This window comes from Flavonifractor sp. HCP28S3_F3 (assembly GCF_052065355.1).
GTDB lineage: Bacteria > Bacillota > Clostridia > Oscillospirales > Oscillospiraceae > Flavonifractor.
Map to the genome: position 1 here is coordinate 141,471 of NZ_JBQHUF010000004.1, position 26,999 is coordinate 168,469.

At 58.0% G+C, this 26,999-nt stretch carries 25 protein-coding genes; 11 read left to right on the forward strand and 14 right to left on the reverse strand.

The window, feature by feature from the left end; all coding sequences use genetic code 11:
- From ACTNB1_RS05895 to ACTNB1_RS05960, 14 genes are all read right to left on the reverse strand, one after another.
- On the reverse strand, positions 1 to 1,212 hold the full coding sequence (locus tag ACTNB1_RS05895) for an L-lactate MFS transporter (protein WP_441168333.1): 1,212 nt from the start codon (positions 1,210 to 1,212) through the stop codon (positions 1 to 3).
- On the reverse strand, positions 1,212 to 2,171 hold the full coding sequence (locus ACTNB1_RS05900) for a 3-hydroxyacyl-CoA dehydrogenase family protein (RefSeq protein ID WP_441168334.1): 960 nt from the start codon (positions 2,169 to 2,171) through the stop codon (positions 1,212 to 1,214). Before ACTNB1_RS05900 ends, ACTNB1_RS05895 begins: the two co-directional genes overlap by 1 nt.
- A 14-nt stretch (positions 2,172 to 2,185) precedes the next feature.
- Positions 2,186 to 3,040, reverse strand: coding sequence for a 3-keto-5-aminohexanoate cleavage protein (locus ACTNB1_RS05905; protein ID WP_441168335.1), 855 nt, complete (start codon positions 3,038 to 3,040; stop codon positions 2,186 to 2,188).
- 28 nt (positions 3,041 to 3,068) lie between these two features.
- Positions 3,069 to 4,409, reverse strand: coding sequence for a GntP family permease (locus tag ACTNB1_RS05910; protein ID WP_441168336.1), 1,341 nt, complete (start codon positions 4,407 to 4,409; stop codon positions 3,069 to 3,071).
- Complete coding sequence (locus tag ACTNB1_RS05915) at positions 4,409 to 4,627, reverse strand: hypothetical protein (RefSeq protein WP_441168337.1); 219 nt, start codon at positions 4,625 to 4,627, stop codon at positions 4,409 to 4,411. The genes ACTNB1_RS05910 and ACTNB1_RS05915 overlap by 1 nt, the downstream gene beginning before the upstream one ends.
- Positions 4,628 to 4,663: 36 nt before the next feature.
- The gene (locus tag ACTNB1_RS05920) at positions 4,664 to 6,079 is read right to left on the reverse strand and encodes a sigma-54 interaction domain-containing protein (protein WP_441168338.1); all 1,416 of its coding nucleotides are present in this window, start codon (positions 6,077 to 6,079) and stop codon (positions 4,664 to 4,666) included.
- A 310-nt stretch (positions 6,080 to 6,389) separates the two neighbouring features.
- On the reverse strand, positions 6,390 to 7,568 hold the full coding sequence (locus ACTNB1_RS05925) for an NAD(P)/FAD-dependent oxidoreductase (protein ID WP_441168339.1): 1,179 nt from the start codon (positions 7,566 to 7,568) through the stop codon (positions 6,390 to 6,392).
- Positions 7,569 to 7,570: 2 nt separating this feature from the next.
- On the reverse strand, positions 7,571 to 7,858 hold the full coding sequence (locus ACTNB1_RS05930; RefSeq protein ID WP_441168340.1) for a (2Fe-2S)-binding protein: 288 nt from the start codon (positions 7,856 to 7,858) through the stop codon (positions 7,571 to 7,573).
- Complete coding sequence (locus ACTNB1_RS05935; RefSeq protein WP_441168341.1) at positions 7,858 to 8,322, reverse strand: 4Fe-4S dicluster domain-containing protein; 465 nt, start codon at positions 8,320 to 8,322, stop codon at positions 7,858 to 7,860. The genes ACTNB1_RS05930 and ACTNB1_RS05935 overlap by 1 nt, the downstream gene beginning before the upstream one ends.
- Positions 8,322 to 9,419 carry an NAD(P)/FAD-dependent oxidoreductase gene (locus ACTNB1_RS05940; RefSeq protein WP_441168342.1) on the reverse strand — a complete coding sequence of 366 codons (1,098 nt, stop codon included), beginning with the start codon at positions 9,417 to 9,419 and terminating at the stop codon, positions 8,322 to 8,324. Before ACTNB1_RS05940 ends, ACTNB1_RS05935 begins: the two co-directional genes overlap by 1 nt.
- The gene (locus ACTNB1_RS05945; RefSeq protein ID WP_441168343.1) at positions 9,416 to 9,730 is read right to left on the reverse strand and encodes a (2Fe-2S)-binding protein; all 315 of its coding nucleotides are present in this window, start codon (positions 9,728 to 9,730) and stop codon (positions 9,416 to 9,418) included. Before ACTNB1_RS05945 ends, ACTNB1_RS05940 begins: the two co-directional genes overlap by 4 nt.
- 229 nt (positions 9,731 to 9,959) lie before the next feature.
- Positions 9,960 to 10,625, reverse strand: coding sequence for a Crp/Fnr family transcriptional regulator (locus tag ACTNB1_RS05950; RefSeq protein ID WP_441168344.1), 666 nt, complete (start codon positions 10,623 to 10,625; stop codon positions 9,960 to 9,962).
- 124 nt (positions 10,626 to 10,749) lie between these two features.
- Entirely contained in the window at positions 10,750 to 11,430 is a 681-nt protein-coding gene (locus ACTNB1_RS05955) for a Crp/Fnr family transcriptional regulator (RefSeq protein WP_441168345.1), read from the reverse strand.
- Positions 11,431 to 11,582: 152 nt separating this feature from the next.
- Positions 11,583 to 12,512, reverse strand: a complete 930-nt coding sequence (locus tag ACTNB1_RS05960) for a LysR family transcriptional regulator (RefSeq protein ID WP_441168346.1) — start codon at positions 12,510 to 12,512, stop codon at positions 11,583 to 11,585.
- 123 nt (positions 12,513 to 12,635) lie between these two features.
- Between ACTNB1_RS05960 and ACTNB1_RS05965 the strand changes: the two genes are divergently transcribed.
- The 11 genes from ACTNB1_RS05965 to ACTNB1_RS06015 all read left to right on the forward strand — a co-directional run bounded on the left by ACTNB1_RS05965 (position 12,636) and on the right by ACTNB1_RS06015 (position 26,907).
- On the forward strand, positions 12,636 to 13,934 hold the full coding sequence (locus ACTNB1_RS05965; RefSeq protein ID WP_441168397.1) for an L-cysteine desulfidase family protein: 1,299 nt from the start codon (positions 12,636 to 12,638) through the stop codon (positions 13,932 to 13,934).
- 389 nt (positions 13,935 to 14,323) lie between these two features.
- Positions 14,324 to 15,238 carry a dihydrodipicolinate synthase family protein gene (locus ACTNB1_RS05970; RefSeq protein WP_441168347.1) on the forward strand — a complete coding sequence of 305 codons (915 nt, stop codon included), beginning with the start codon at positions 14,324 to 14,326 and terminating at the stop codon, positions 15,236 to 15,238.
- 25 nt (positions 15,239 to 15,263) lie between these two features.
- On the forward strand, positions 15,264 to 16,619 hold the full coding sequence (locus ACTNB1_RS05975) for an FAD-dependent oxidoreductase (protein WP_441168348.1): 1,356 nt from the start codon (positions 15,264 to 15,266) through the stop codon (positions 16,617 to 16,619).
- 12 nt (positions 16,620 to 16,631) lie between these two features.
- Complete coding sequence (locus ACTNB1_RS05980; RefSeq protein ID WP_441168349.1) at positions 16,632 to 17,036, forward strand: PPC domain-containing DNA-binding protein; 405 nt, start codon at positions 16,632 to 16,634, stop codon at positions 17,034 to 17,036.
- A gap of 25 nt (positions 17,037 to 17,061) precedes the next feature.
- Complete coding sequence (locus ACTNB1_RS05985; RefSeq protein WP_441168350.1) at positions 17,062 to 18,141, forward strand: TAXI family TRAP transporter solute-binding subunit; 1,080 nt, start codon at positions 17,062 to 17,064, stop codon at positions 18,139 to 18,141.
- 72 nt (positions 18,142 to 18,213) lie between these two features.
- Positions 18,214 to 20,091, forward strand: coding sequence for a TRAP transporter permease (locus ACTNB1_RS05990; RefSeq protein WP_441168351.1), 1,878 nt, complete (start codon positions 18,214 to 18,216; stop codon positions 20,089 to 20,091).
- Positions 20,092 to 20,103: 12 nt separating this feature from the next.
- Positions 20,104 to 20,886 carry an aspartate dehydrogenase domain-containing protein gene (locus ACTNB1_RS05995; RefSeq protein ID WP_441168352.1) on the forward strand — a complete coding sequence of 261 codons (783 nt, stop codon included), beginning with the start codon at positions 20,104 to 20,106 and terminating at the stop codon, positions 20,884 to 20,886.
- Between the two features lie 249 nt (positions 20,887 to 21,135).
- Complete coding sequence (locus tag ACTNB1_RS06000; RefSeq protein ID WP_441168353.1) at positions 21,136 to 22,746, forward strand: PucR family transcriptional regulator; 1,611 nt, start codon at positions 21,136 to 21,138, stop codon at positions 22,744 to 22,746.
- 162 nt (positions 22,747 to 22,908) lie between these two features.
- A complete protein-coding gene (locus ACTNB1_RS06005; protein ID WP_441168354.1) occupies positions 22,909 to 24,228 on the forward strand; it encodes a cytosine permease in 1,320 nt (439 codons plus the stop codon).
- 35 nt (positions 24,229 to 24,263) lie between these two features.
- Positions 24,264 to 25,358 (forward strand): DUF917 domain-containing protein, encoded by a 1,095-nt coding sequence (locus tag ACTNB1_RS06010; RefSeq protein WP_441168355.1) that lies wholly within the window; start codon positions 24,264 to 24,266, stop codon positions 25,356 to 25,358.
- Positions 25,351 to 26,907, forward strand: a complete 1,557-nt coding sequence (locus ACTNB1_RS06015; protein WP_441168356.1) for a hydantoinase/oxoprolinase N-terminal domain-containing protein — start codon at positions 25,351 to 25,353, stop codon at positions 26,905 to 26,907. The genes ACTNB1_RS06010 and ACTNB1_RS06015 overlap by 8 nt, the downstream gene beginning before the upstream one ends.
- Positions 26,908 to 26,999 lie beyond the last annotated feature (92 nt).

The following is a 26,999-nucleotide window of genomic DNA, read 5'->3' on the forward strand; positions in this document are numbered from 1 at the left end:
TCATTCTCCTTTGCACGCCACGGATCTCAGGAAACGGGAGAGAACCAGTCCCACCACCGCCAGCACAGCGGCAGTGACATAAGCTCCGGTGTAGCTGCCTCCGCCCACGGCTTTGAAGCTGGTGGCCAGGCTGGGCCCGATCAGGCTAGCCAGCCCGAAGACCAGGTACATGACGCCATAATTTTCCGTAATATATTTTGCTCCGAACATGCGGGCAGTGAGGGGCGTGAGAATCGAGGCCAGGCCACCGTAGCAGGAGGCGGCGATCCCCATCAGGATCAGCACCAGCAGCTCCGCGCCTGTCAGGGCCAGGCCGACCATGGACAGAATGCACAGCAGGAACACCGCTCCGGCGGTATTGACCAGACCCAGCCTGTCGGACAGGCTGCCCCACAGAAAGCGGCCGGCCATGTTGCAGGCAGAGAACACACTGACAAAGAGGGCAGCTTGGCTGGAGGTATAGCTGAGGGTCTGCTGCAAGATGGGAGAAGCCTGACTGATGACGATGACACCAGCCACCAAGCCGCAGGTAAAAATGATCAGCATCTGATAAAAAGCACCCGTGCGTACCATTTGCCCACGGCGGAGGTCATGGCCGCTCCCTGTCGTCCCCTGGGCGGCGGGAGCCATCGCCTCCTGAAAGCCCTCCGGCGGGTCAGCGAGGAAGATGGAACCGACCAGGATCACGGCCAGAAACAGAATTCCCAGCACCTGGAAGGTCCTGTTCATGCCCATACCCTCCATCAGGGCAGTGGCTGTGGGTGCCCACAGGATGGCACCGGAACCGTAAGCCGCGGTACCCAGACCGGAGGCCATGCCCGACCGGTCAGGAAACAGCCGCACCACATAGGCCATCATGCTGGGGTAGATAAAGCCTACTCCCAGGCCGGAGATCACGCCGTAAAACAGGTAAAGCTGCCAAAGCTGGCTCATCCTTCCGGTGAGGAAGAGTCCTACGCCGAAGAGAACCGCTCCCACAACCACGCCAAGACGGGTAGACAGCCGGCGGATCACTCCGGCGAAAAACAGTGGGGCCATGGTGGAACAGAGCACTGTGATGGTGTAAGCCAGAGCCACGCCGGAATCCGCCCACCCGAACTGAGTGACGATGGGATTCTGAAGCACGCTCCAGGCGTAACCGAAGCCAGCGCACATACAGATCACCATGCTGGCAATCAGGCAGACCCAGCGTTGTTTCTGAAATCTATTCATTAGAGTTTCTTGTGCAGCTTCAGCACTTCGATAAGCGCCTGGTCACGATAGGCCACGCACTGAGCCGCGTTGTGGCCCACCCAGTCGGGCAAGGAGGCCAGCTCCTCCTGGACGCCCTCATTGAAGTCACTCCAATCTTCCGGCAACGTGGTCCAGTTGGCCATGCCGGGCAGCATGGCGTTACCGTTGGCCTGGAGCATGTTCATCATACCCATGAAGCCCTTGGCGTTGCCGATCTCCATGAGCATGAAATGTCCCAGGAAGGCCCAGCGCAGACCGGGTCCGTAAACCAGGGCCTTGTCCGCATCCTTAACAGAGCACACACCGCGCTGAACCAGATCCACCATCTCCCGGTACAGGGCCAGCTGCAGCCGGTTGGAGATGAAGCCGGGGCACTCCTTCTTCAGAAGCACAGCCTCCTTCCCCACGGACTGATAGAAGGCGTAGACCAGGTCCACGGTCTCCTGCGTAGTCTTTTCGCCGCGGGTAAGCTCCACCAGGGGAATCAGGTGGGGCGGATTGTAGGGATGGGCACCCACGCAGCGTTCCGGATGGGCCGCCACAGACGCAATGTCGGTGATGGACAGGCCGGAGGTGCTGCTGGCATATATGGCGTCAGGCGCCAGGAACTGCTCCGCCTCTTTGAGGATGGACTGCTTGACGTCCAGCCGCTCCGGACCATTTTCCTGCACCAGCTGGACATCCTTTACCGCCTCTTCCACACTGGTGGTCAGCTTGACGGCGGCCAGAATTTCCGCCTTCCGCTGGGAGGTGATAGCTTTGGCCTCCTCCAGGGTGTCCAGGCTCTTGTGCATCTGGTCCATGCTCTTCTGCAGCTGCTCGTCATTGATATCACGGATAACTACTTCCATCCCGTGCATGGCGAACTGGATGGCCCAGCTAGAGCCAATGATGCCGCCGCCCAAACAGGCGACTTTCTTGATATCGGAAACCTGCATTTTTATCTTCCTCCTTACCGCACCAGGGGCTTGATCCCCAGGATCTCCCGCGCCTCAGCGGGAGTGGCAGGGGTATTGCCGAACACCTTCACGGCATCCACAGCACGCTGGACCAGCATCTGGTTGGTTGCCATGATTTTCTTGCCCTCATTGTCAAAGCCGTAGACCACATTGTCCTCCATGCCTACGCGGATGTGCCCGCCCAGGGCCAGCGCAGCATACAGGATCGGAAGGTGACCCTTGCCCACGCCGAACGCGGACCAGGTGGAGCCTGCAGGAATGTGCTTTACCAGGTAGAGCAGGTTTTCCACCGTAGCAGGCATGCCACCCAGTACGCCCAGGCAGAACTGATAGTGGCACGGAGTAGGAAGGTGTCCCTTCTTCACAAAGTAGTCGGCCACGCCCAGCATGCCCGCGTCAAAGATCTCCAGCTCGGGCTTGATGCCCTTCTCCATGTAGACATCGCCCAGCTTCTCCAGGAACTGGGGAGAATTGATGAAGACACCGCCGGGCATCCAGTTGAAAGAGCCCGCGTCGTAAGAACCCATCTCAATGCCCGGAACGATCTTGTGGTGCAGGTAGCGCTCCTCATCGGTGGCAGGATGCTGGGGAGAAGCACCGGAGGAAGTGCAGTTAATGATCACGTCACAGTCCTCATGGGCACGGATGCGCTGTACGATCTCAGCGAAGGCTTCGGTGTTCATGGCGCCCAATCCATCTGCCGCGCGGGTGTGGATGTGCACCACGGCGGCGCCCAGCTTCCAGCACTCATAGGCGGTATCGGCGATATCCTTCGGAGTTTCGGGAATATTGTAGCCAGCGGGGGTAACCGCGCCGGTCAGTGCAGCAGTGATAATAGTCTTGGCCATGGTTTTTTATTCTCCTTTCAGATCAGTCTCAGCAAACGCCCAGAGAAGCCAGGACGCAGGCAAAGGCGGTAACAGCGATCGGGATGACGGTATTCAGCCAGAACACGTGCATATAGCCCTCTTTATGGCTGAGCTGGGCCACGCCAAGGGCGGAAGCGGTGCCGCTGGAGTGGGGCAGCGTGTCCAGTCCGCCGGAAGCCATGACCGAAATACGGTGGATAATGTCGGGAGAGATTCCCATCGCCAGGAACTTGTCGGCAAACATGCCCAGTCCGATGCCCAGTGCGGAGGAAGCGGAGCCAGCCACACCGGCAGCGATGTTGACCGCGATAAACAGCTGGAAGATGGGAGGGCCGGGGATATAGTCCAGAGCGGACATAATGGCGGTATAGCCCGCGGTGGAGGAAACCACACTGCCGAAGCCCACGATCACGCACACGTTGAGCAGCACCATAATGGCGTTGCGGATGCCGTCCGCGAAGCAGTTGGCGATGTTCACTTTCTCCTTCACAAGGTTGCGGCCAAAGAGGAGCAGAGCCACGACCACCGCCACCACCAGGGAGACGACCGCATTCAGCTTAAAGCCGTTCAGAGCCACCAAAAGGGCAATGGAGGGAATCAGGCAGACCAGGAGGGGGATGTTGGGGGTCTCACCGCTCTCCTCGCCAACAGAGGCTGCCGCCACCTTGGCGCCGGTAGGCAGGAAGTGCTCCCCGCGCTTCTCCGTCTTGGTCAGCGCGTACTTGACATAGAGCACGCTGAGCGCGATGCAGAGCACGGTAGAGATAATGCCCAGCACCGGGGCAGCGGTGGCCTGGGTGCCCAGGACCTCCATGGGGATCAGGTTCTGAATTGCAGGGGTTCCGGGGATCATGCTCATGGTAAAGGAGCCGGAGCCCAGAGAACTGGTCATGTAGAGGTGCCAGGGGATGTCGAACTCTTCAAACAGGTCCTTGCCGATAGACACCAGCACAAACACGCAGCAGTACAGGTTGATGCCGCCGACAGTCAGGACCGCGGTCATGATACCCACAGAAAGTACCGCCAGCAGGCGCTGATATTTCGCAGGAGCTTTCCGCACCAGAGCCGCTACCTTCAGGGCAATGATCTTTGCGGCACCGGAATCGCTCATAATTTTCGCAAAAATAGAGCTCAGGGCAAACATCAGGAAATAGCTTTGCATGAAAGTGGCAAACCCGGACATATAAGTCTCAGTCATCGCAGTCAGAATATTCCCGCCTGCAAAAATCGCCACCACCAGGGCTGCCAGCGGCGCCAAAACGTACAGGGAGACTCCCTTCAGCGCAAAAACGATCAGAATCGCCAGGCCCAGCAGAATGCCGATGATACTCAGTACTTCGGGACTCATCAGAATTGTGCCTCCTCTTTATTCACTGATTTCCTGGGCGCCGCTCCGGATCGCCGCCCGTTGTCTAATAGAAAAGCAAAGGCTGTGCCAATTTTACAGAAAGCAGTCAAATGCATTGGGGCTGTAGCAAAATCGGTGTCGGCAAAAAAAGAGGCGGCGGGAAAACCGATGCAATTTAGCATCAATTTCCCCGCCGTCTGTCCGATGCGTTCCTGCATCAGATGCATTTTCGCATCGTTTTCATACCGTCGCGTTCAAAGCCCGTATTTCTGTTTTTTCCGGACAATGGTGGATTGATCCATTTTGAGGAATTTCGCAGCCTTATGTGTGCTTCCACACGTTTTCAGAACCTCCGAAAGGACTTTTTTCTCACAGTCCTCCAGATACCGCTTCAGGGAAAAGCCATCTGAATCAAGCAGGGATGTACTGCGCCAGTCGGGGACCTCCGGCTCCATACGGGTCTCTTCCGGCGAATGAGCTTCCGTTAGGAGAAACTCAGGTATCTGATCGATCTCCGTCACTCCGCTGGCGCTGGTAACAACCAGGCGCTCCATGGCATTTTTCAATTCCCGTACATTTCCCGGCCAGTCGTACTGCCGGAGCTGCTCCATAGCCCGGCGGGTGAGTGTTTTGAGCCGACCGTATTTCTGGCAGTACAGCTCCAGGAAATAAAGAGCCAGGGGGATGATATCCTCCCTCCGGTCCCGCAGCCGCGGGATCTCCAGCGGGACCACATTAATCCGATAATAGAGATCGGAGCGGAAGGTTCCATTCTCCACACAGAGCTTCAGGTCCTGGTTGGTGGCGGCCAGCAGGCGGAAGTCAATTTTACGTTCCTTCACCGCACCAAGGCGCTTACTTTTCCGGCTCTCCAGTACACGCAGCAGTTTGCCTTGGATGGACATGGGCATGGAATTGATTTCATCCAGGAAGAGGATCCCTCCATCGGCAGCTTCGATAAGCCCCTCCTTACCTGTGCTCAGGGCGCCGGTAAAGGCGCCCTTTTCATAGCCGAAGATCTCCATCTCCAGCAGGTTCTCCGGCAGGGCGGCACAGTTGACTTCCACTAAAGGTCGGCTGGCACGGCTGCTGTGCTCGTGGATATAGTGGGCAAGCACCTCCTTGCCTGTACCGGTATCCCCCAGAAGCAGCACCGTGGAATCGGTCGCCGCCACTTGAGCCGCCATCTCCAGTACACGGACCATAGGCACACTCTCGGCAATCACGCACTCTTTCTGGTTTTCCGGCTTGGCATCCGGGTCTATAACCACAATTGTGTTCTCGTTCTCCTGAAGAATGGCCTGCTGATAGCGGCGGCGGAATAAGTCCAGGCGCACCATCTCCACCAGCATATAGACAATCTCACCCTGACCGTCAAAGATGGGGGTGGCCGTGGCCAACTGCCGGTAGTGGTATCCCTTGGGCGTAACCACGTTGTTGATGATGGTCAACCGCTTCTTCTGCTCAAATGCCTGCACCGCTACACTGGAGGATACCTGCCCCTCCGGAATCAGCTGAAACGCGTTGAGGCTCAAGGCCTCCCCCCTTGTGGCGCCGACCATTTTCAGAAAGGCCTGGTTGCAGTAGATATAATCTCCCTGCCGGTTCAGGATGTAAACTCCCTCGTTGATATGATCAAAAATGTCATTTTTTAAGGGTAAATTATCCATTTTTCTCATTTCCTATTTATTACATTGTACTTTATCGAGAATTTATGTTTACTTTACCCATTTATATGGGGTTTGTCAAGGGATACACCTGCTTCCCCAGCGCGACGGAGGAAATCCGCTCGATTGTGGCCCTTTATTCCGACCCGCACGGGAGCTTGGCGGGGTCAGGGCTGAAGCCCGCCGGTTGGCGGCGGCAAAAATTACCCCTGCAGAAAATCTGCCCGGAAGGGGCGGAGCTTCTGCAGGGGTGTTCGGCATCGTGCGCCTTTTATCCAGATCCGGGCGTACGACGTATCATTTGTCCAAGGACTTAAAACAAATCAAACCGGTTGGGATCAAAGCCGGCGGCGGCGGGCACATCCGTCTTGCCATCCACAATGAGATCACTCACCAGCTTTCCGGTGACGGGGGACAGGCAGATGCCGTCGCCCTCATGGCCTGCCGCCAGGAAAAAGCCCGGCACGCCCTGAACGAAGCCGATCAGGGGTTTGCTGTCGGGGGAGTGGGGACGGACGCCGCCCATGGTGCGGATAATATTGAGGTCTTTCAGCCCTGGAATGATGCGAGTGGCATTTTTGATCAATTCCCGCAGGCATTCATAGGTGTTGGAGGTGTCGTACCCCACAAATTCACGGCTGTTTCCGAACTCCACATTGCCCTTGCGGGACTGCACCAGAGAAATGGCGATTCCCATTCGGGCCTTCGGTGAGTGGTCATTCTTCAGCAGCTCCGGATGATGCTTGCCCACGATGTAACGGGCGTTATTGATGAGCTTATGGACGAAGGGAGGAACCGCCTCGGTGATCACCGTCTGACCCCGGCGAGGTTTGATGGGGATATTCAATCCCACCATTTTGCCTACGATGGGCGCCCAGGCGCCGGCTGCATTGATGACGATGGGGGCATAATAGGTGTTGCGGTTGGTTTTGACTCCGGCTACCGCGCCGTTGTGCAGCAGGATCTCCTGGACGCCTTCATGGGTAAAGGTCTGGGCGCCCAGCGCAGCAGCCCGGTCCGCAAATGCGAGGTTGAGGCAGAAGGGGTTGACATCGGCATCAACCTCACTGTACGACGCGCCCACGATGGCGTCCCGATTCAGGCCGGGCTGAAGCCGGAGGGTTTCCTCAGCGCTGATCAGCCGGGAATGGAGACCCAGACTGTTTTGCTTTTTGATGATTCCCTCCATGATGTTCAGCTCCTCCTGATTCTCAATGAGAAGCAGGGAGCCTTTCTGTTCATACTCGATGTCCCGACCCAGCTCGGCAGACAGGGTTTTATAGAGCTCGACACTGTACAAAGCCAGCTGAAGGTGCTCGTTGGGCTCTTTGGTATTGGGGGAGATCATGGTGTCGCAGGAACCGCTGGCGCCGCTGTTGAAGTAGTCGCGCTCCAGCTGTATGACGCGCTTTCCGCGCTTGGAAAGGTAATAGGTGATGGAGCTGCCGATGACGCCACCGCCGATTACGATTACATCCGCTGTCAAGGACATGCTTACTCTCCCTCCTCCTCGTTGGTGATGGCGGTCAGATCATTCACGTTCAGCAGCCGCACGGGAAAACGCTGATGGGTACAGCAGACGTCCAGATCGATCTTGGCCTCCCGCAGCATGCGTTCGATGTTCTTGCGGCAGGTCATGCCCTGACATACGCCCATGCCTGCATTTGTACGTACTTTGATATCCCGGACGCTCCGGGCGCCTGCCGCAATGGCACGCTTGATGTCGCCCACAGTAACTTCCTCACAGCGGCAGACATAGATCTCGTCCTCGTTGGGAACCATCACTGCCCCCCCTTTCTCTGGATACCGCGCACATCCATCAGATACTCCTTCGGGATCTCAACCGTAACAATGGCGGTATGGTCAAAAGCCGGCGCGGTACGCACGCTGTTTACTACGCCGTCGCAGACAAAGGCGCCGTCTCTGCTGGAGCAGCGCACCGACGCGCCCTGCTCGGGCAGGGGCACATACTCGTAGGGAAAACTCACCAGCGCGGTGGTGTCGGTATAGTGCTTGTGCAGCCGGAAAATGGCCAGGCCGGGGCAGCGGGTGATGCAGATCCCGCAGCCGTTGCACCGGTCCCCGTCCAGTCTGGGCAAGGCGGTGATCTCAGCGCCCACGGTAATGGCATTCTGAGGACAGGCGGCCTCGCAGGGATTGCAGGGGATGCACTGGACGCACTCAATACAGGCGACCGGGCCCTGCTCCAGCCGCTCCGGGGTAGGTATTCCAGGGGTTCTTTCCATCACTGTTTTCCTCCCTGATGAAAATAATTCACGATCTGCTCCTTGGCGTCGGCACGCTTCTGACCAAAATCACCGGAACGCAGGGTGTTCAGCCGTGTGCGGATCGCGTCCTTCTCCTGAGCTGCGCACTCGGTGGTGAGGTAGCCCAGGGCTTCAGCGGCAGCGATTCCGGCAAGACGGCCCTCTTCCATTGCGGTGCTGGCCTCCTCCACACCGGAGATATCGCCGGCGATATAGACATTGGGATTGGTGGTGCGCATATCTTCGTCGTGGAGCGGAAGCACGCCGCCAAGGCTGGGGATCTCCACCATCTGGCACCCGGCCATACGAGCCAGCTCCACCATGGGCGTCAGGCCGACCGCCATACACACCGTGTCGGCGTCCAGGATGGTTTCGGTTCCGGGGACGGGCTGGAAGTGATCCAACTCCACCAGCTCTACCTGCTGCACGCCGCCTTCGCCCATGATCCGGTTGATGGTATGGGAGAGATAGAAGGGAACGCCGGCCCGGCGGAGCTTGTTGGCATGGACCCCGTAGCCGCCGATGGAGGGAGCGGCCTCCACCACGGCGACCACATCAATGCCCGCCTGGAGCATCTGATAGGAGACGATAAGGCCCACGTTTCCGGAGCCCACCATTACCACCCGGGAGCCGGGCTGAACATGGTGGAGGTTTACCATGGTCTGAGCGGCGCCGGCGGTCATGACCCCCGGCAGAGTCGAACCTTGGATGCACAGGTTGTTTTCATTGGCTCCGGTGGCCAGGATCAGCTTCTTGGCCTTTACGCTCTGCACGCCGTTGGCGCTGCCGTACAGAGCCAGATTATCGTCAAAAATTCCGTAGACGGGATACCCGAGAAGCACCTCCACCTGAAGGGCCTCCGTCTCCTCCAGCAGCTTCTCGCCGATGCGGAATCCCCGCACGCCGGCGTTGTGCTCCCTGGAGCCGAAGAACTTGTGGATCTGCTTGAAAAGCTGACCGCCGGGCTTGCGGTTTTCATCGATTACCAGCACCTTGGCGCCGTGTTTGGCTGCGGCAATGCCGGCGGAGAGGCCGGCAGGACCCGCTCCGACAATCAAAATATCAGTTTCTTTCACTGCCGCTCCTCCTTTTCACCCAGACCATATTGCGTTTCCACTCTCATGCCGGTCTCTACGGGAGTCACACAGGTTCTGGTATTGGGCACGCCGTTGACCACCATCTTGCAGTCATTGCAGCGGCCGATCCCACAAAAGATACTGCGTCCCGTATGGTTTTTTGCTGTGTAACGCAGTGTACGGACCCCCGCGGCGATCAGCGCCGCCGCAATGGGCTCCCCGGTTACGGCAGGGATCCGCTCCCCATTGTAGAAGATATAGGTGTCCGGTTCCCGGCAATCCTCTAAGATAGGGTGCTGTTTGACTCTCATAAAAACCCTCCTTATGCTCCAAACATCATGTTTCATGTACATTATTTGTGCAAAAAAAGAATGCAGTGACGAATGGGCCGTCCTTTGGACAGGCACAATCATACACTGCATTTTGGGCCGCTGTCGAGCAGCCAGAAACATATTACACAAATATAAGATGTAAACGTCTTTACAATTATAGCATGTTGCTGAATTATGCGTGGGGAAAATGGTCACTTTAACGAGCCGGTCACTCGTCCAGGCTGACCCGTGCGTTGATTTGTATATTCCTGTTCAGCATACGGATAAAGCCCTCGTCACACAATTCGCCCAGCAGCTTAGACACCGTGATGCGCGAACTGCCAATGATCGTGCTCATATCGCTCTGGGTATAGCGTATTTGCTGGTTATACCACTGACCGTCGATCAATTTCGTGCGGTCAGCCGCCACGTAGAAGAGCTTCAGCAGACGCTCCTTGTACGATTTGAAGGTGATGCTCTCAATTTCATGGCGCATGATGAGCATCTTTTTTGCGTTATCCAGCAAAATCGCGCTGCGGAAAAAGGATGATTCGTCGATCAGGCGCTTAAACGTGTGCTGGTCCAGCTTATAGAGGACCGTGGCGCTGTCCGTCTTGGAAATGACCGTGCTGGGCTCGTGCAGAAAATTGATGGATTCCCCAAAGAACCATCCGGTGGACAGCGTGTAGAGAAGCTTTTCGCCCCCGTCCCGGCCAAGAATATAATGGCTGGTCCTTCCCTGCGCGATATAGTAGATACCCTTGATCTCCTCCCCGATCTTTCCGAAAACTGTCTTTGGCGGCAGTTGGATCACTGTGCTGTATTCTTTCAAAAACTGCTCCAGCTCAGCGGCGTTTTCACTGGGAAGAGTATAGCTGGAATAGGCAAACACCATGTTATCAGTCTCCTCGTGGGCCAATGGTCTGCGAACCATTATCCGTGCCAGTCAGACAAAATAGCGTCAGCTGCTTTTGCAGCCAAACGCTACTCTGCATCAAGTATGATCGGATGAATGTACGTCAGGACCGGGACATGTATTGATTATACTGCTGAATATTCAGCTGGATTTTCCGGTTGACCATGCGGATGAATCCTTCGTTGCACAACTCGCTCAGCTGGCGGCTGATGGTCACCCGCGCGCCGCCTACGATTTCTCCCAGTTCACTGTGGGTATAATGAATCTGCAAGTTATACCATTTGTATTCAACCGGGTGTTCCACGTCGGCCGCGGAGCAGAGCAGCCGCTTCAATCTGTTTTTGCAGGAGTTAAAGGCCAGGTTTGCAACCTCATACCTCAGAATCAGCATTTTATGCGCAAAACACCGGCATAAGGTCGTGCAGAACAATTCACTTTCCCGCATCAGCATATATACCTTCTCCGGAGGGATCAGGTATACCTCTGTCTCCACCTCAGCCTGAGAATACAAACTGGTTTTATGCTGCAAAAACATCATCGTTTCGCCGAAAAACCAGCCGGGAGACAGGTTATAAAGTATCTTACAGTATCCTTCGTTGTTGTCCATATAATGTCTGGTGCGCCCGCGTTTGATGTAGTAAATTCCGTCTATGGAATCTTCCGGCATCTGGAAAATCTCCTTTGCCGGATACACAAAAGATCTTGAAACAGGGGCGATCAGACGATCCAGTTCCTCGTTGTAAAGCGAGGGTGTTACCAACGTCGTATGATCTCTAATCTCCATGCTATTCCCTCCTGAAGTCGCATCTCCAGACCCTTTGCTTTCGCATGCTGATTGCTGATATCTATACTGCGTCGTTCACTAAAATATAGATGTATCCATTGTAACATTATCCGCAAAATCTTTCAAGTGGATGGCTCTGCAATTCCCGGCGCTCAGCTCCGGTCCGGAACGGGGCCATAGAGATGGGACAAATAATCGGTTGCTTCCATCAGAAACAGGCGCATTTCACGGGCAATGAATTTCTCCGCATGGTAGAAGATCTGCAGCTGCAGCTGCAGGGACAGGTCGGGCACGGGAAGGCTCACCAGCGAGCCGCTGTCCAGCGCATCCTGGATCAAAAATTGGGGCAATACGGAATATCCCATTCCGTGGGTGAGCAGCTGGATGATGAGCCCCGTGTCGTCCGATTCCAGAATGGGAGAGATCTGCCGCTGGTGCTCTGCCAGGGCGTGCTCCAGCGTCCGGCGGTAGCTGGCGTCCTTTTCCGTCAGAATACAGGGATAGGACAGCAATTCATCCAGGGATATGTTCCGCCCGGTACACAGCGGGTGATCCGGGGCGGCGCAAAACACCACCTGCATGGGAAGCTGAAGAACGGTTGCAAATTCCGCCCGGCACACCGGCTCGTCCAATACCATCACGATATCCAGATCATTGCAGATCAGCTGATCGTACAGATTGACGGGGGTGTTGCTGGCCACGGAGATGCACACCTCCGGGTATTTCTGGTGGAACCGGCGGAGCAGCGACGGCAGAAGGCCGAGGCACAGGGAGTGGATGGTACCGATGCGCAGACGCCCGCCGGGCAGAGAGGTGTCCGGACACAAAGCCGCCGTGGTTTCCTCACAGAGACACAGCAGCTTCTGGGCATAGCCGTACAGCCTGTGCCCGTCGTTGGTCAAAAATATTTTTTTCCCGATCCTGTCAAACAGGCAGGTACCCAGCTCTTGCTCCAGCTGCTGGATCTGCACCGTGATGGTGGCCGGAGAATAGTTCAGCAGCTGTGCAGCCCGGGCAAAGCTTCCCGTTTCGGCAATGGTAAGGAAGGAGTGGAGCTTTTTCAAATCCAGATACTTCGCCATAACGTTTAAAAATCCTAAATACTTTGTTGAAATAATTTAGCTTCACAAAACGATATCGATAGTATATACTTCCACACATACAAATGCAAGGGTGGTTTACAGCCCCTGCCTGTGTGAGGAGGAATACATATGGAGAAAACGGACAAGCGGTATCAGGCGTATGTGGATATCTTGCGGCAGGAGCTGGTTCCGGCCATGGGCTGCACGGAGCCTATCGCCCTTGCTTATGCCGCCGCAATCGCCCGGGATACGCTGGGAGCGATGCCGGACCGGGTGCGGATCCAGGCCAGCCCCAGCTTTATCAAGAATGTAAAAAGTGTAATCGTCCCCAACACAGGCAATCTGAAAGGAATGCCCGCCGCCGCGGCAGCGGGTATTGTGGCAGGCGCAGCGGAAAAAAAGCTGGAAGTCATCTCTGAGGTCACGCCCCAGCAGCGGGAGGAGATGCAGGTATTTCTGGAGCAGACGGCTTTCGAGCAGGAGATGCTGGATACAGAGCACGCGTTTGAGGTCGTGGTCACGCTTTTCCGCGGCGAGGATTCCGCCATGGTCCATCTGCTGGATCACCACACCAACCTGGTGCGCATCGAGAAAAATGGTCAGGTGGTAATGGAAGGCGGCGGCAATTGTGCCGATACCCAGGTGCCGGAATATGACCGCTCCCTCCTCAACATGGAAGATATCTACGACTTTATCACCACCATGGACGTGGAGGATGTCCGCGCCATTCTGGATCAGCAGATCGCGTGCAACACCGCCATTTCCGATGAGGGTCTGCGCCATTCGTACGGCGCCAATGTAGGAAAGGTCCTGCTGAACGCCTACGGCAACGATGTGAGAAACCGGGCCAAGGCACGGGCGGCGGCTGGCTCTGATGCGCGTATGAGCGGCTGCGAGATGCCGGTCGTGATCAATTCCGGCAGCGGCAATCAGGGCATCACCTGCTCGATCCCCGTAATAGAATATGCCCACGAGCTGAATGCCTCCCAGGAGCAGCTGTATCGGGCGCTGGCGCTGTCCAACCTGACCGCCATTCACCTGAAGACCGGCATTGGCACGCTCTCCGCCTACTGCGGCGCGGTAAGCGCCGGAGCATCGGCCGGCGCAGGCATCGCCTATCTGACGGAGGGCAGCTTTGACGTGGTGAAGCACACCGTGGTCAATGCCCTGGCCGTGGTGTCCGGTATCCTGTGCGATGGCGCCAAGCCCTCCTGCGCAGCTAAAATCGCGGCGTCAGTGGACGGAGCGATTCTGGCCCTGGATCTGTACCGTCAGGGGCAGCAGTTCTACAACGGGGACGGCATTGTCCTGAAGAACATTGAAGAAACCATCAACGGAGTGGGCCTGATCGGCAAGTATGGCATGCGCTCCACCAATGAGGAGATCATCAACCTCATGCTGGGCGGATCCTGCCCAAACTGACAGCGGAATCGTGAAGCATAAAACGCCGGGAGTTCAGATGAACTCCCGGCGTTTTTATGTGTCCGAAAGGCCATTGCGCGCCCTGTCTCACGGGAATGTCGGACCCTGTCGCAAATTCCCGTGAGCGCATAAAAATTACACCGCGATTTTTGTGGATTAAGTACAAATGAGCCCTGATTTTGAGGCCGTTTTTGATCCGCAACTCAGCCGAAGAAATACTTTTTTGTTTATAATCAACAAATTTCGGATGTCAAGTTCTAAAAAATAGTAAAAATGTATCAGTCGATACACTGTTTTTATGATGACTGATTTGCTTGTTCACAATCTGTTAAAATAACGGCACAGAGGAAACTCCGGATTTGAAATTTATATTTATGAGGTGATTGAGCATGATTAAACTGACTGGCTCTTGGGTCGCGATGCCCACCCCCTTTGACAAGGACAACAAGGTGGACTTCGGCGCCTTCAAGCTGCTGATCGACCGTCAGATCAAGTACGGCACTTCCGAGCTGTTTGTTCTCGGCTCCGCCGGCGAAGTGACCCTGCTGACCCTTGAGGAGAAGAAGACCATCATCCACGAAGTCATCAAGATGACCAAGGGCCGCATCCCCGTCTTCTTCAGCTGCGCCTCCATGACCACTGACGACAGCATCGCGCTCGCCAAGTACTGCGAGGCCGAGGGCGCCGACGGTGTGGTCTTTACCGTTCCCCCCTATGTGCTGGTTTCCCAGCCCGCCGCCTATGCGCACCTGGACGCCTGCATGAGCGCCACCCAGCTGCCCTGCGGCATCTACAACAACCCCTCCCGTCTGGGCGTGCAGGTGATGCCCGAGACCATCAAGAAGCTCAGCGACGACCACCCCAACTTCGTGGTGGACAAGGAAGCCATGGGCAGCGTGGAGCAGCTGGTGCAGGTCAAGCGCCTGTGCGGCGACAAGGTGAACATCATGTGCTGCGACTTCCCCAAGTACTCCATCGTGATCCCCACCCTGGCCGTTGGCGGTACCGGTACTGCAAACATCGGCGGCAACATCATCCCCGAGGAGGCTGCCAAGTACTCCCGTCCCTGGACCAGCATGGAGATTATGCAGGAGTGCCGCGAGGAGTACTTCAAGTGGTTCCCCCTGCTCAAGGAGCTCTACCACCTCTCCAACCCCGTGGTCATCAAGGCCGCTCTCAACATTCTGGGTCTGCCCGGCGGCTCTCTGCGGAAGCCCTATCAGGACTACAGCGGAAAGCACTATGAGGCCCTGAAGGATCTGATGACCGAGATGGGCGTTGTGGCCAAGTACAGCGTAAAGTAAACGAGAAAAACTGAAGGAGTACATTATGGGAGAGCGTCTTGTTGTTATCGGCGGAACCGCTGCCGGGCTGAGCGCCGCGTCCAAGGCCAAGCGGCTGAAGCCCGACATGGACATCACAGTTTATGAGCGGTCCGGATATGTGAGCTACGGCGCATGCGGCCTGCCCTATTATGTGGGCGGAATGATCGAGGAGGCCGACGATCTGGTTTCCCTGGATGTGAACACGCTGACAAATAAGCGCGGCATTCCGACCTTCATCCATCATGAGGTCACCAAGATCGACAGGCAGGCAAAGACCGTGGCCGTGCGGGACCTGGATACAGGCAAGGAATTTGAGCAGGGCTACGACAAGCTGGTGATCGCCACAGGCGCGACTCCCATTGTCCCGGAAATCCCCGGTGCGCGGGCGGAAGGTGTTCACTGCCTGCGCACTGTGGAGGACGGAATCGCCCTGAAGAGCCGGGTGGCACAGGGCGCCTCCAAGGCCGTGATCATCGGCGGCGGCTTTATCGGACTGGAAACCGCCGAGGAGCTGACACAGGCCGGTATGAAGGTCACCGTGGTGGAGGCGATGCCCAGACTGCTGCCGTTCCTGACGGAGGAGTACGCCGCCGCCATTCAGAACGAGCTGGAAAAGCATGGCGTGGAGGTTTGCCTGAACGCCACCGCCGCTGAGATCCTCTGCCAGGACCAGCGGGCCGCCGGGGTCAAAACCTCCGACGGGCGCTGCTTTGAGGCGGACATGGTCCTCTTTTCCATCGGTGTGCGTCCCGCTTCTCAGCTGGCCGCGGCGTGCGGCCTGGAGCTGGGCCTGAAGGACGCCATCGTGGTGGACGAGCATCAAAGAACCAGCGACGACAGCATTTATGCCTGCGGCGACTGCGTGCAGATGAAGCATTTGGTGACCGGTGAGGCGTGCTACGTGCCCCTTGGTACCACCGCAAACAAGCAGGGCCGGATCGCCGGCGAGAACATCGGCGGCGGCAACGGCACCTTCAAGGGCGTGCTTGGTTCCCAGGTGACGAAGATCTTCGATCTCTATGCCGCCTCCACCGGCCTGACCGAACAGCAGGCTGTCCGCGCGGGATATGATGCCGTCTCCAGCTCCATCACCAAGGGCGACCGGGCTTCCTACTACCCGGGCGGCGGTCAGAATCAGCTGACCCTGATTCTGGATCGCAAGAGCGGCAAGCTGCTTGGCGCTCAAGGCATTGGAACAGAGACTATCGCCGGTCGTATGAACGTGCTTGCGACAGCGATCACTGCCGGGATGACCGTCATGGAAGTGAATGAACTGGACCTGGTATATTCTCCCTCCGTGGCGCCTGTATACGATCCCATTTTGATTGCTGCAAGTCAAGCATTGAAACATGTTAAGTAAAGGTATATGCTGATGGCTATGGTGCATGAACTTATCATAGGTAAAGGGCAGGACATTAAGTCCGCCATCGAAGCTTTCGTTCTGGAAAAGAAATGGGAGAATGTGTATATCAGCGGTGCCATTGGCTCGGTCATTGACACCAAGTTTACCACCCCTGTGGATGACAGCTTTCCTCCAAAGGTAAGCGTTGTCGGGACAGGCAATCAACCCGGTGAGATGCTCTCCTTTACCGGCGAGATTATGGCGCGGGAAAGAATGGATCCTGCGCTGAAGGAAATCTACAAAGGGGACGGCCCGCTGTTTATCCACATTCACGCATCGGTCGCCGTGGCGGGAAGCCATGTATACGGCGGCGGTTTATCCAGCGGCAAGGCATTCCGTGCGCTGAAAGTGTATTTGCAGCCCATTGATGGCTAGAAAAGAATAAGGAGGATAACTTAAAATGAAACGTGTGATTGCATTGGGTATGGCTCTGTGTCTCGCTCTCGGCACTGCCTCTTGCGGATCCGGAAATCCCACTGGTGACGCGAACAACGACGCTTCCCCCGCCAATTCTCCTGTGATCAGCACAGAAGAATTCGACACCGGTGACATCACTCCCCCCTCTTCTCCCAACCGTTACTCCATGGCCTCCGGCTCCGTGGGCGGCAACTTCTATCTGGTTGGCGGCGGCATCTCCCAGATCATCAACTCCGGCCTGCCTGATTTCTTCAACTTCACCACTGAGACCACCGGCGGCGGTACCGCCAACCTGGGTATGATCCAGCGCGGCGACGCTGAGCTGGGCATCGCCATGACCAGCTCCATCCAGGAAGCTGTGGACGGCTCCGCCGACTGGACCAACGGTCAGGTCCATGACAAGCTCCGCGTTGCGGCGGCTCTGTATCCCTCCTGGCTCACCATCTATACCCTGAAGGACTCCGATATCAACTCCTTCTCCGATCTGGAAGGCAAGATCGTCGGCCTGGGCTCCAAGGGCGCCGCTATGGACAGCGTGTTCCGCAAGATGTTTGAGGACCTGGGCATCACTCCCGCTCAGATCCACAATGACGGCCACAGCGCTACCGCCACCGCCCTGGGCAACGGCGTAATCGACGCGGCCATCCTGTTCAGCTATCCTCCCTTCTCCGCCATCAGCGAGCTGGAGAGCACCAAGGACCTGAAGTTCATTCCTCTGAATGAAGAGGAGCAGGAGTACCTGACCACCACCTATGACTTCTATGTTGCCGACGCCATGCCCGGCGGCTTCTACAAGGGCGCTCCCGAAGATGTTGCCGGCGTCAGCGAGTGGAACATGCTGGTGACCAGCAGCGACGTGCCCGAGGAAGAGATCTATCTGATCACCAAGCTGCTCTTTGAGAGCACCGACGATCTGCGGATCATCCACGACAGCCTGCAGTACTGCACCGCCGAAGACACGCTGAATTCCAACACCTATCTCCACGCCGGTACCGTGCGCTGCCTGGAGGAGTACGGCGTTGATGTTCCCGAGGAGCTGATTCCCCCGGAGTATCAGGGATAACAATATCTGTTGACGCCGGATATCCCCTGTGTCTTCTGACACAGGGGATACCTTAAAAGGGAGGAAAAGCCATTGAAGAAACTGTCGTATGATCAGTTCAAAAAATATATTGTGATCGTACTCTCTATCTTGACTGGGTTTATCCACATCGGACAGTTTACGTTCATGCCCATGGAGAGCATCAAGTTCTATTCCTGGCACTTAGTATTGGGACTGATCCTGGTCTTTCTGTACAAGCCGTTCAGCAAGAAGAACCCGAAAAAATTTCTCGTCATTGATTGGATCTGCATTATACTGACCGCCGTTTCCGGTTTCTATGTGATTGCGAACTACGACACGTATGTTGTGATCATGCAGACCGGCCGGCTGACCACCGGACTGTATGTGTTCGGCGTGATCATCACGATACTGACCATTGAGGCCACCCGCCGCTGCCTGGGCTGGATCCTGCCCATCATCGCAATGGCCACCATGGTATACGCGCTGTTCGGCAGCAATCTCCCCGGCATCCTGGGCCACCGCGGGTACGACTTCCAGCGTGTGGTGTCCACCGTCTTCAGCGATCAGGGCGTGCTGGGCACCGCCATCGGCGTGTCGGCCTCCAACGTGTTCCTGTTCCTGCTGTTCGCGGCCTTCCTCAGTGTCTCCGGCGCGGACAAGATTTTCCAGGACATCTCCATCGCCCTGACCGGTAAGCGCCGCGGCGGCCCCGCCAAGATGGCGGTTGTGGCCAGCTGCCTGTTCGGTTCCATCTCCGGCAGCGCCGTGGCCAACGTGGTGAGCACGGGCGCCTTTACCATTCCTCTGATGAAGCGCCAGGGCTATCAGCACCGCTTTGCGGGCGCTGTGGAAGCGGTCGCCTCCACCGGCGGCCAGATCATGCCTCCTATCATGGGCGCCGCCGCCTTCGTGCTGGCCGACGTCTCCGGCACCCCCTACAGCACCGTCTGCCTGGCTGCGCTGCTGCCCGCTCTCATGTACTATCTGACCCTCTTCAAGATGGTGGACCTGGAATCCGTCAAGTACGGCCTGCAGGGCGTCCCTGAGGATGAGCTGCCCGACCTGAAGGAATCCGTGTCCAGAGGCTTTAAGCTCTTCATCCCCCTGGCAGTCCTGCTGTTCCTGCTGCTGGTGATCCAGACCACTCCCATGCTGGCCGCCATCTACTCCATGATCGCGATCGTCATCTGCGGCTTCCTGGACAAGCGGGATCGGCTGACCATCAAGGACATCATCAACGGCTTCGTAGAAGGCTCCAAGAGCCTGCCCAGCGTGGTCTCTGCCTGCGCCTGCGCGGGCATCGTTACCGGCATGTTCGCCCTTACCGGCCTGGGTCTGAAGTTCTCCGACTTCATCGTGAGCATGGGCGGCACCAACATTATCCTCAGCCTGGTCCTGTCCATGGTCGTGTGCATCATCCTCGGCATGGGCCTGCCCACTACCGCTTCCTACATCATCTGCGCTACCGCAATTGCTCCCGCTCTGATTCAGATCGGTGTTCCGGGCCTTGCCGCTCACATGTTCCTCCTCTACTTCGCCTGCATCTCCGCCATTACGCCTCCTGTGGCTGTGGCCTCCTATGCCGCTGCCGGTATCGCGGAGGAGAACCCCATGCGGGTGGGCTTTACAGCAGTCAAGCTCGGTATCGCAGGCTTCGTCCTTCCCTTCGTCTTTACGATCAATACAGATTACCTGCACATGGGCTTTGATTTGCTCACGCTGTTTACCTGGGTTTCCGCCTTCGTGGTGTGCTATGCGGCCGCCTGCGCGATCCAGGGCTATGTGGAGCAGAAAATCACCATCTTCGAGCGAATCGGCTACATCGTTGTTATCTGCACTGCCATCCAGTCCAGCTACGTGATTTCCCTGATCGGCTGGGCGCTGTTTGCGGTGCTGTACGGCAGCCGTCTGCTGCAGCACAAGAAAAAGCTGCGTGCGGGTGTGGCATAAGGTGAATGCGGAATGATCAATGTCGGTTTGCTGGGCTGCGGCCGTCTGGGGCGGATCGTTGCAAAGGGCCTGCATGAAGGGGCCGTGGACAATTGCAGACTGGTGGGTGTCTGCGGCCGCACAATGGAGCGGTCACAGACCATCGCGGAGGCCTGCGGATGTACTGCCTGCCGGGATGTGCAGCAGCTGCTGTCCCTCTCCCCGCAGTATATCATCGACGCCTCCACAGAAGACGCGCTGGCGGAACATGCCGTGGAGATCCTTTCCGCAGGCTGTCACCTGATTTGCCTGTCCTCCAGCGCATTCCAGGACCCCGTCTTTTCAGATGCGGTTCGCCAGGCGGCATTGAAGCATGGCACTCAGGTACACCTGGTACCTGGCGCCATCGGCGGCTTCGACTTTTTGACAGCCGCCAGGCTGATGGGGCCGGTGCAGGTTTCCCTGACGCAGCGCAAATATCCGCCGGAGTCAGACAAGTGCCCCCCAGGCTTTAAGCGTCTGCCTGCGGTATACCGGGCAAATGCAAAAGAAGCTGTGGCAAACTATCCGGAGCGGCTGAATATCGCGGCCGCGCTGGGTGTTGCCTGCCAGGACTGGGAAGGCGTGGAGGTTCGTCTGGAACCAATACCGGATGACGAAGCCATGAGCTTTCAGGTCGATCTCCAGGGAAAATTCGGAGCAGCCAGATTTTATATGCAGCAGGGCACGCCGGAGTGCCCGGTCAATGGCCCGGATATTGCCGCCTGGAGCACGCTGGCCGCACTGCAAAGACTTACAGCACCGATCACCTTTTGACCTTGCTGACTGTATTTCCAACTGAAAAAAGCAGAACGGGCAGCTGGAGCGCATTGCGTCGTGCAATGACCTCCAGCTGCCCTTGATCTTACCTTATTATTATTCAGCGTGTCAGTTTCGACGCGCAGGATCGCGTTGTCAAAAAGCTGCCGGCATGATATATTGTTGATAAAATGTGAGAATACGGCTAAATTCAAACTTTACGTTTGGCGTGCAGAGTATGCAGCATCCTGACGCGGAGGTGAGCGTATGAGTGTCACGGTGGAACAGCTTCTGAAGCTGCCCTCCCTCAGCCGGGCAAAGGTGGTAGGGGGACGGGGCGGACTTTCCAAGGTGGTGTCCAGCATTTCCGTTCTGGAGTCCACCGACCCCGGCGCGCTGGTGGACGAGGTCTTTCCCCAGGGCGAGTTCTTCGGCAGCGAGATCGTCATCACAGGCTTCCTCAACAGTGTGGACAACGTGCCCCTGCAGCTGGCCAATATCCGCCGCCTGGCCCAGGGAGGAGAGGTGGGACTCATCCTCTTTTATGTGGGGGTCTACCTCCCCCGCATCGACCCCCAGCTCATCGCCCTGGCCGACGAGCTTGATTTTGTCCTCATTGTCATGCCGGAGGGAGAGGCCACCCTCCGCTACGGCGAGGTCATCAATGACGTCATGGCCTGCATCTATCGGGACCGGGCCCAGAGCAGTTCCATTGTCCTGGACATTCTGGCCAACATCTCAGCCCTGCCCAAGCACCTACAGACCGTCAACACCGCCCTAAAAATCCTCAGTGACCGGATCTCGGCCTCCGTGCTGCTGTGCGACGCTTCCTTTCATATCCTCAACCTGGTGGCCTGGCCCCGGGGCATCGAGGCCAGCGTGGCCGGCGGCTTCAGGCGGATGCAGAGCTATCCGCCTCCCGGCGGCAGCCAGACCTGTCCCTTTGTGCCGGACGCCCGCATTTACCGCATGAGCCTGGGGGTGGACGGCGGCCAGCAGATGGAACTGCTGCTGATCAAGGCCGGCCTGCCCTTCGATCCGGCCACCCTGGGCCAGGTGATGGACGCCACCCGCATCTGCATCAACATCTGGGGCAGACGCCACGGTGAGATCGCCATCCACGAGCTGATCCGCGCCATTTTGCAGGATGAGCCGTTGAAAATGCGCCGGTTGGCTGAAATTTTTCACGTGGACGTGGCCTCACTCCATGAGATGTGGATCGCTCAATCCGGCTGTGAGGATGGGAAGGAAGAATTTCAGGCCCTTTTGCCCGGAGTGCGGGAATGCTTTGTGGGCTTTTCCGGCTCCCTCATCATGGATGTATACGGCGGGCGGCTGCTCATTTTCCTGGGTACCCCACAGACACAGCAGGAGGCCGAACGCCTGAGCGCTTCGGTCCTGGACACCGTGTCTGCCCGGCTGCCTGACGCGGTGCTCTGCCGCTGCTCCGGCCTCCAGAACACCGCCGACGTGCGGACCGCCTACCTTGCCTTCCGCGAGAACCTGACGGATGCCGTGGACGTCTACCCCACGCGTCGGCTCTATACCTCTGGCGACATCTGCTTCTCCAAAAGCTGCCGTCAGGTCATTCAGGAGGGAGAGGCCGCGCTTGACGCCTGTCTGGAGGTGATCGTCCCTGTTCAAAAGGACAGCGAAAATCTGGATCTGGCAGAGACGCTGAGTGTCTATTTGTTGGACGGTGGAATGAGCGTCACACTCACCGCGGAGCTGCTGCACTTCCACAAAAACACGGTAAAATATCGGCTTCGCCGCATTTCCGACCTATTGGGCTATCGGGTGGATAAGATGCCGGAACTGCTGGCGCTCTATAAAGCCTGCGCTGTGAGACGCCTGATGCTGAGTCAGGGCCATCAGTAAAGAGCAGCTTGTTGTCCGTTTGGACAACAAACTGCTCTCTGTTTTTTGCCTCCGCGACAGTATCCCTCTGACACACTAAAGTGTTATACTGCTGAAAACGGCGGAAGCATCGCCCCGTTGGGGTGATTCGCCGGACACTTTGGACACGGGATGTGAGCAACCATGCAGGAAAAACTGAGCGGATTTGAAGTGCAGGAAAACCAGCGTCAGAGCTGGCTGTCCATCGCCGCGGTGTGGGCCGGCGGTATGATTTGCGTGCCCTGTCTGATGATCGGCGGCGTTCTCACCAGCGGCGGGCTGTCGCTGTCTGAAATCATCATCTCCATACTGATCGGCTACGGCCTTATCTGCCTCTATATGATCTTCATCGGCATGCAGGCCTGCGACACCGGCCTGCCGGTATCGGTCATGGCCTCCGGGGCGCTGGGCGAAAAGGGCGCCCGGTATGTCATCAGCACCCTGATCGCCATCGCCTGCATCGGCTGGTTCGGCATCCAGTCCGCCACCTGCGGCCAGGCCTTTGCCGCCATGGTAGCTCCCCTGCTGGGCATGGAATCCAGCCCGGCCTTTGTGTCGGTGAGCTCCATAATCTGGGGCGTCATCATGCTGGCCACCGCCTGTGCCGGCTTCAAGGGTCTGAAATGGCTCAACTACATCGCGGTGCCCCTGCTGGTGATCGTCTGCCTCTACGGCCTCATCGCGGGCATCACCACCCACAACGGCGGAGCGGCTATCTCCGCCTACGCGCCTGAAAACTCCGCCGGGCTGGTATACGGCATCTCTATGGTGGTGGCTTCCTTCGCCCTGGGCGGCGTCATCTCTGCAGACTACTGCCGCTTTGCCAGAAGTCGGGCCGACGTGGTCAAGAGCTCCATTGTGGGCGTCATGCCCGCCGGGCTGTTCATGCTGCTCACCGGCGCGCTCATGAGCATTGTCACAGGTCAGTATGACATCTCGGCCATTCTGGTCTCCCTGGGGGTGCCTGTCCTGGGCCTTATCGCCCTGGTGCTGGCCACCTGGACCACCAATGTCACCAACGCCTATTCCGGCGGTCTGGCCCTGAGCAACCTGCTGGGCTTTACCGAAAGCAAATTCGCCGTTACCACCGGCGTGGCGGGAGGCATCGGCACCCTGCTGGCCGCCTTCGGCCTGCTCAACGCCTTTCAGGGCTTTCTGTCCCTGATGAGCGCCCTGATCCCGCCGCTGGCCGGCGTCATCATCGCCGCCTACTGGATTACCGGCAACGGGAAGCGGGAGAACTTCACCTTCAGCCCCGGCTTCTCCGCCCCTGGCCTCATCGCCTTCCTGGCGGGCGCTCTGGTGGCCTGTATCACCGGCGGCACCTTTGCCAGCTTCTCCGGCCTGATCGCAGCAGTTCCCTTCCTCAATACCCCCTTCTTTGTGGGACCGGTGAACGGCATCGTGGTCTCCCTGGTGCTGTATGTGATCCTGGCGGCCATTTTCCCGAAGAAGGGCGTTTGAATCACTGTTAAAAACACAAAAAGGAGTTGTTTTCATTGCGCAAGATCGGGATACCTGAAATTGAGGATATTGCCACCGGCGCCGCGCTGCTTGGCGCGGGGGGCGGCGGCGACCCCTATGTGGGCAAGCTGGTGGCGATCGGCGCCATCCGGGACTGCGGACCGGTCACCTTGCTGGACCCGGATGAAGTGCCGGACGATGCCCTGGTGGTGCCCATCGCCATGATGGGCGCCCCCACCGTCCTGGCGGAGAAGGCCATCGGCGGCCGGGAGTACCAGCAGCTCTATGATATGGTCTCCCGGTTTTTCGGGAAAAAAATCTACGCCTTTATGCCCATCGAGGCCGGCGGCGTGAACTCCATGCTGCCCATCGCTGCGGCGGCCCGGCTGGGCCTGCCCCTGGTGGATGTGGACGGTATGGGCCGGGCCTTCCCCGAGCTGCAGATGGTCACCTTTACCATCGGCGGCATCAGCGCCACCCCCATGGCCCTCACCGACGAAAAGGGCAACAGCGTCATTTTTGAGACCATCACCAACAAGTGGACGGAGGAACTGGCCCGGGCGGTGACCATGAGCTGCGGCGGCTCGGTCTCGGTCTCCCTCTACCCCATGAGCGGAGCTCAGATGAAGCAGTACGGCGTCCGCGGCATCGTCACCCGCAGCCAGCAGCTGGGAGCGGCCATCCGCACCGTCAAGTCCGCTGAAAACCCGGAGGGACACTTCCTGGAATTCACCGAGGGCTACAAGCTCTTCAAAGGCAAGATCGCCGACGTGCTGCGGGAAACCCGGGACGGCTTCAACTTCGGACGGGTGCTGCTGGAGGGCATTGGGGAGTGCAAGGGCCGCTCCGCCGCGGTGGAGTTCCAGAACGAAAATCTCACCGCCGAGGTGGACGGCAAAATCGTGGCCACGGTACCCGATCTGATCTGTCTGGTGGACACCGAAACCTTCTCCCCCGTTACCACCGACGCCCTCAAGTACGGTAAGCGGGTGCTGGTGGTGGGCCTGAAGTGTTTTGAGATGTGGCGCTGCCCTGCCGGCATTGAACTGGTGGGTCCCCGCTACTTCGGGGTGGACACCGACTATATTCCTCTGGAGGAGCGCTGCAAGGAGGTGTGTCAGCATGTATAAGCTGGGCATAGACGTGGGCGGCACCAATACCGACGCCGTACTCATTGACGAAAACCGAAACGTCATCGCGGACATCAAGTGTCCCACCTCCGGTGACATCTATGACGGCATTCTGGCCGCCCTGCGCACCGTTTTGTCCGTATCCGGCGTGGACAAGAGCCAGATCCGCCAGGCCATGCTGGGCACCACCCAGTGCACCAACGCCATCGTGGAGCGCAGGAACCTGGCGCCCATCGGCATTCTCCGTCTGGGTGCCCCGGCCACTCTGGGCATCCCGCCCATGGTGGACTGGTCCGACGATATCCGGCAGATCTGCGCCGGCAGCGCCGTCATCGGCGGCGGCTTCGAGTACGATGGTAAGGAGCTGGCCCCTCTGGACCGGGAGGCCGCCCGGGCCTTCTTCCTGGAGATGAAGGCCAAAGGAGTGCAATCCATCGCCATCTCCGGCGTGTTCTCCACCGTCCGCAATGACCACGAGCTGGAGGCGGCGGCCCTCTGCCGGGAGGTAATGGGCGAGGACGTACATATCTCCATCTCCAGCGAGATCGGCTCCATGGGCCTCATTGAGCGGGAGAACGCCACCATCCTCAACGCCGCCCTGTGGAAGGTGGCCCAGCGCTTTACCGAAGGCTTCGCCCAGAGCCTGGCCGACGAGGGCATCACCAACGCCGACGTGTACCTGAGCCAGAACGACGGCACCCTGATGACCATGGAGCACGCCCGGCGCTATCCCATCCTCACCGTGGCCTGCGGACCCACCAACTCCATCCGGGGGGCCAGCTACCTGAGCAGCCTGCGCAACGCCATCGTCATCGACGTGGGCGGCACCACCACCGATTTCGGCGTCATCCAGAACGGCTTTCCCCGGGAGTCCAGCGTAGCGGTGACCATCGGCGGGGTACGCACCAATTTCCGCATGCCCGACGTGGTGTCCATCGGACTGGGCGGCGGCTCTATCGTCCGCCAGAAGCCTGACGGTACCGTTACCGTTGGCCCCGACAGCGTGGGCTACGAGATCACGAAACGAGCTCTGGTCTTCGGCGGAGACACCCTGACCGCTACGGATATCGCCGTGCGGCTGGGTATGTACCGCCTGGGAGATCCCGCCAAGGTGGCCCATATTCCGGAGGAGCTGGCAAAAAAGGCCCTTTCAGCCATCGGAACCATGGTGGAGGATGCCATCGATTCCATGAAGGTGTCCAGCGCGGACAGCGACGTCATTCTGGTGGGAGGCGGCTCCATTATCCTGCCGGAGAAGCTGGCCGGCGCCGCTCAGGTGATAAAGCCCCAGCACTTCGGCTGTGCCAACGCCATTGGCTCGGCCATCTCCAAGGTAAGCGGCACCTTTGAAAAGCTGATCAACTATGACGAGCTCCCCCGGGACAAGGCGCTGGAGCAGGCAAAGAGCGAGGCCGTGGAGCTGGCTGTCGCCGCCGGAGCCATCCGGGACACGGTGGAGATCATTGAGGTGGAGGACGTGCCTTTGGCTTACTACCCCGGCAGCACCAACCGGGTAAAGATCAAAGCCGCCGGCGACCTGGCAAACTGAAGCGATTCCGCACTGCGGAACAGGCAGAGTGCAGCAGCACCTGTATTCTGAACGGAAAGGCGCCTGATTTCTTAAGAAATCAGGCGCCTTTC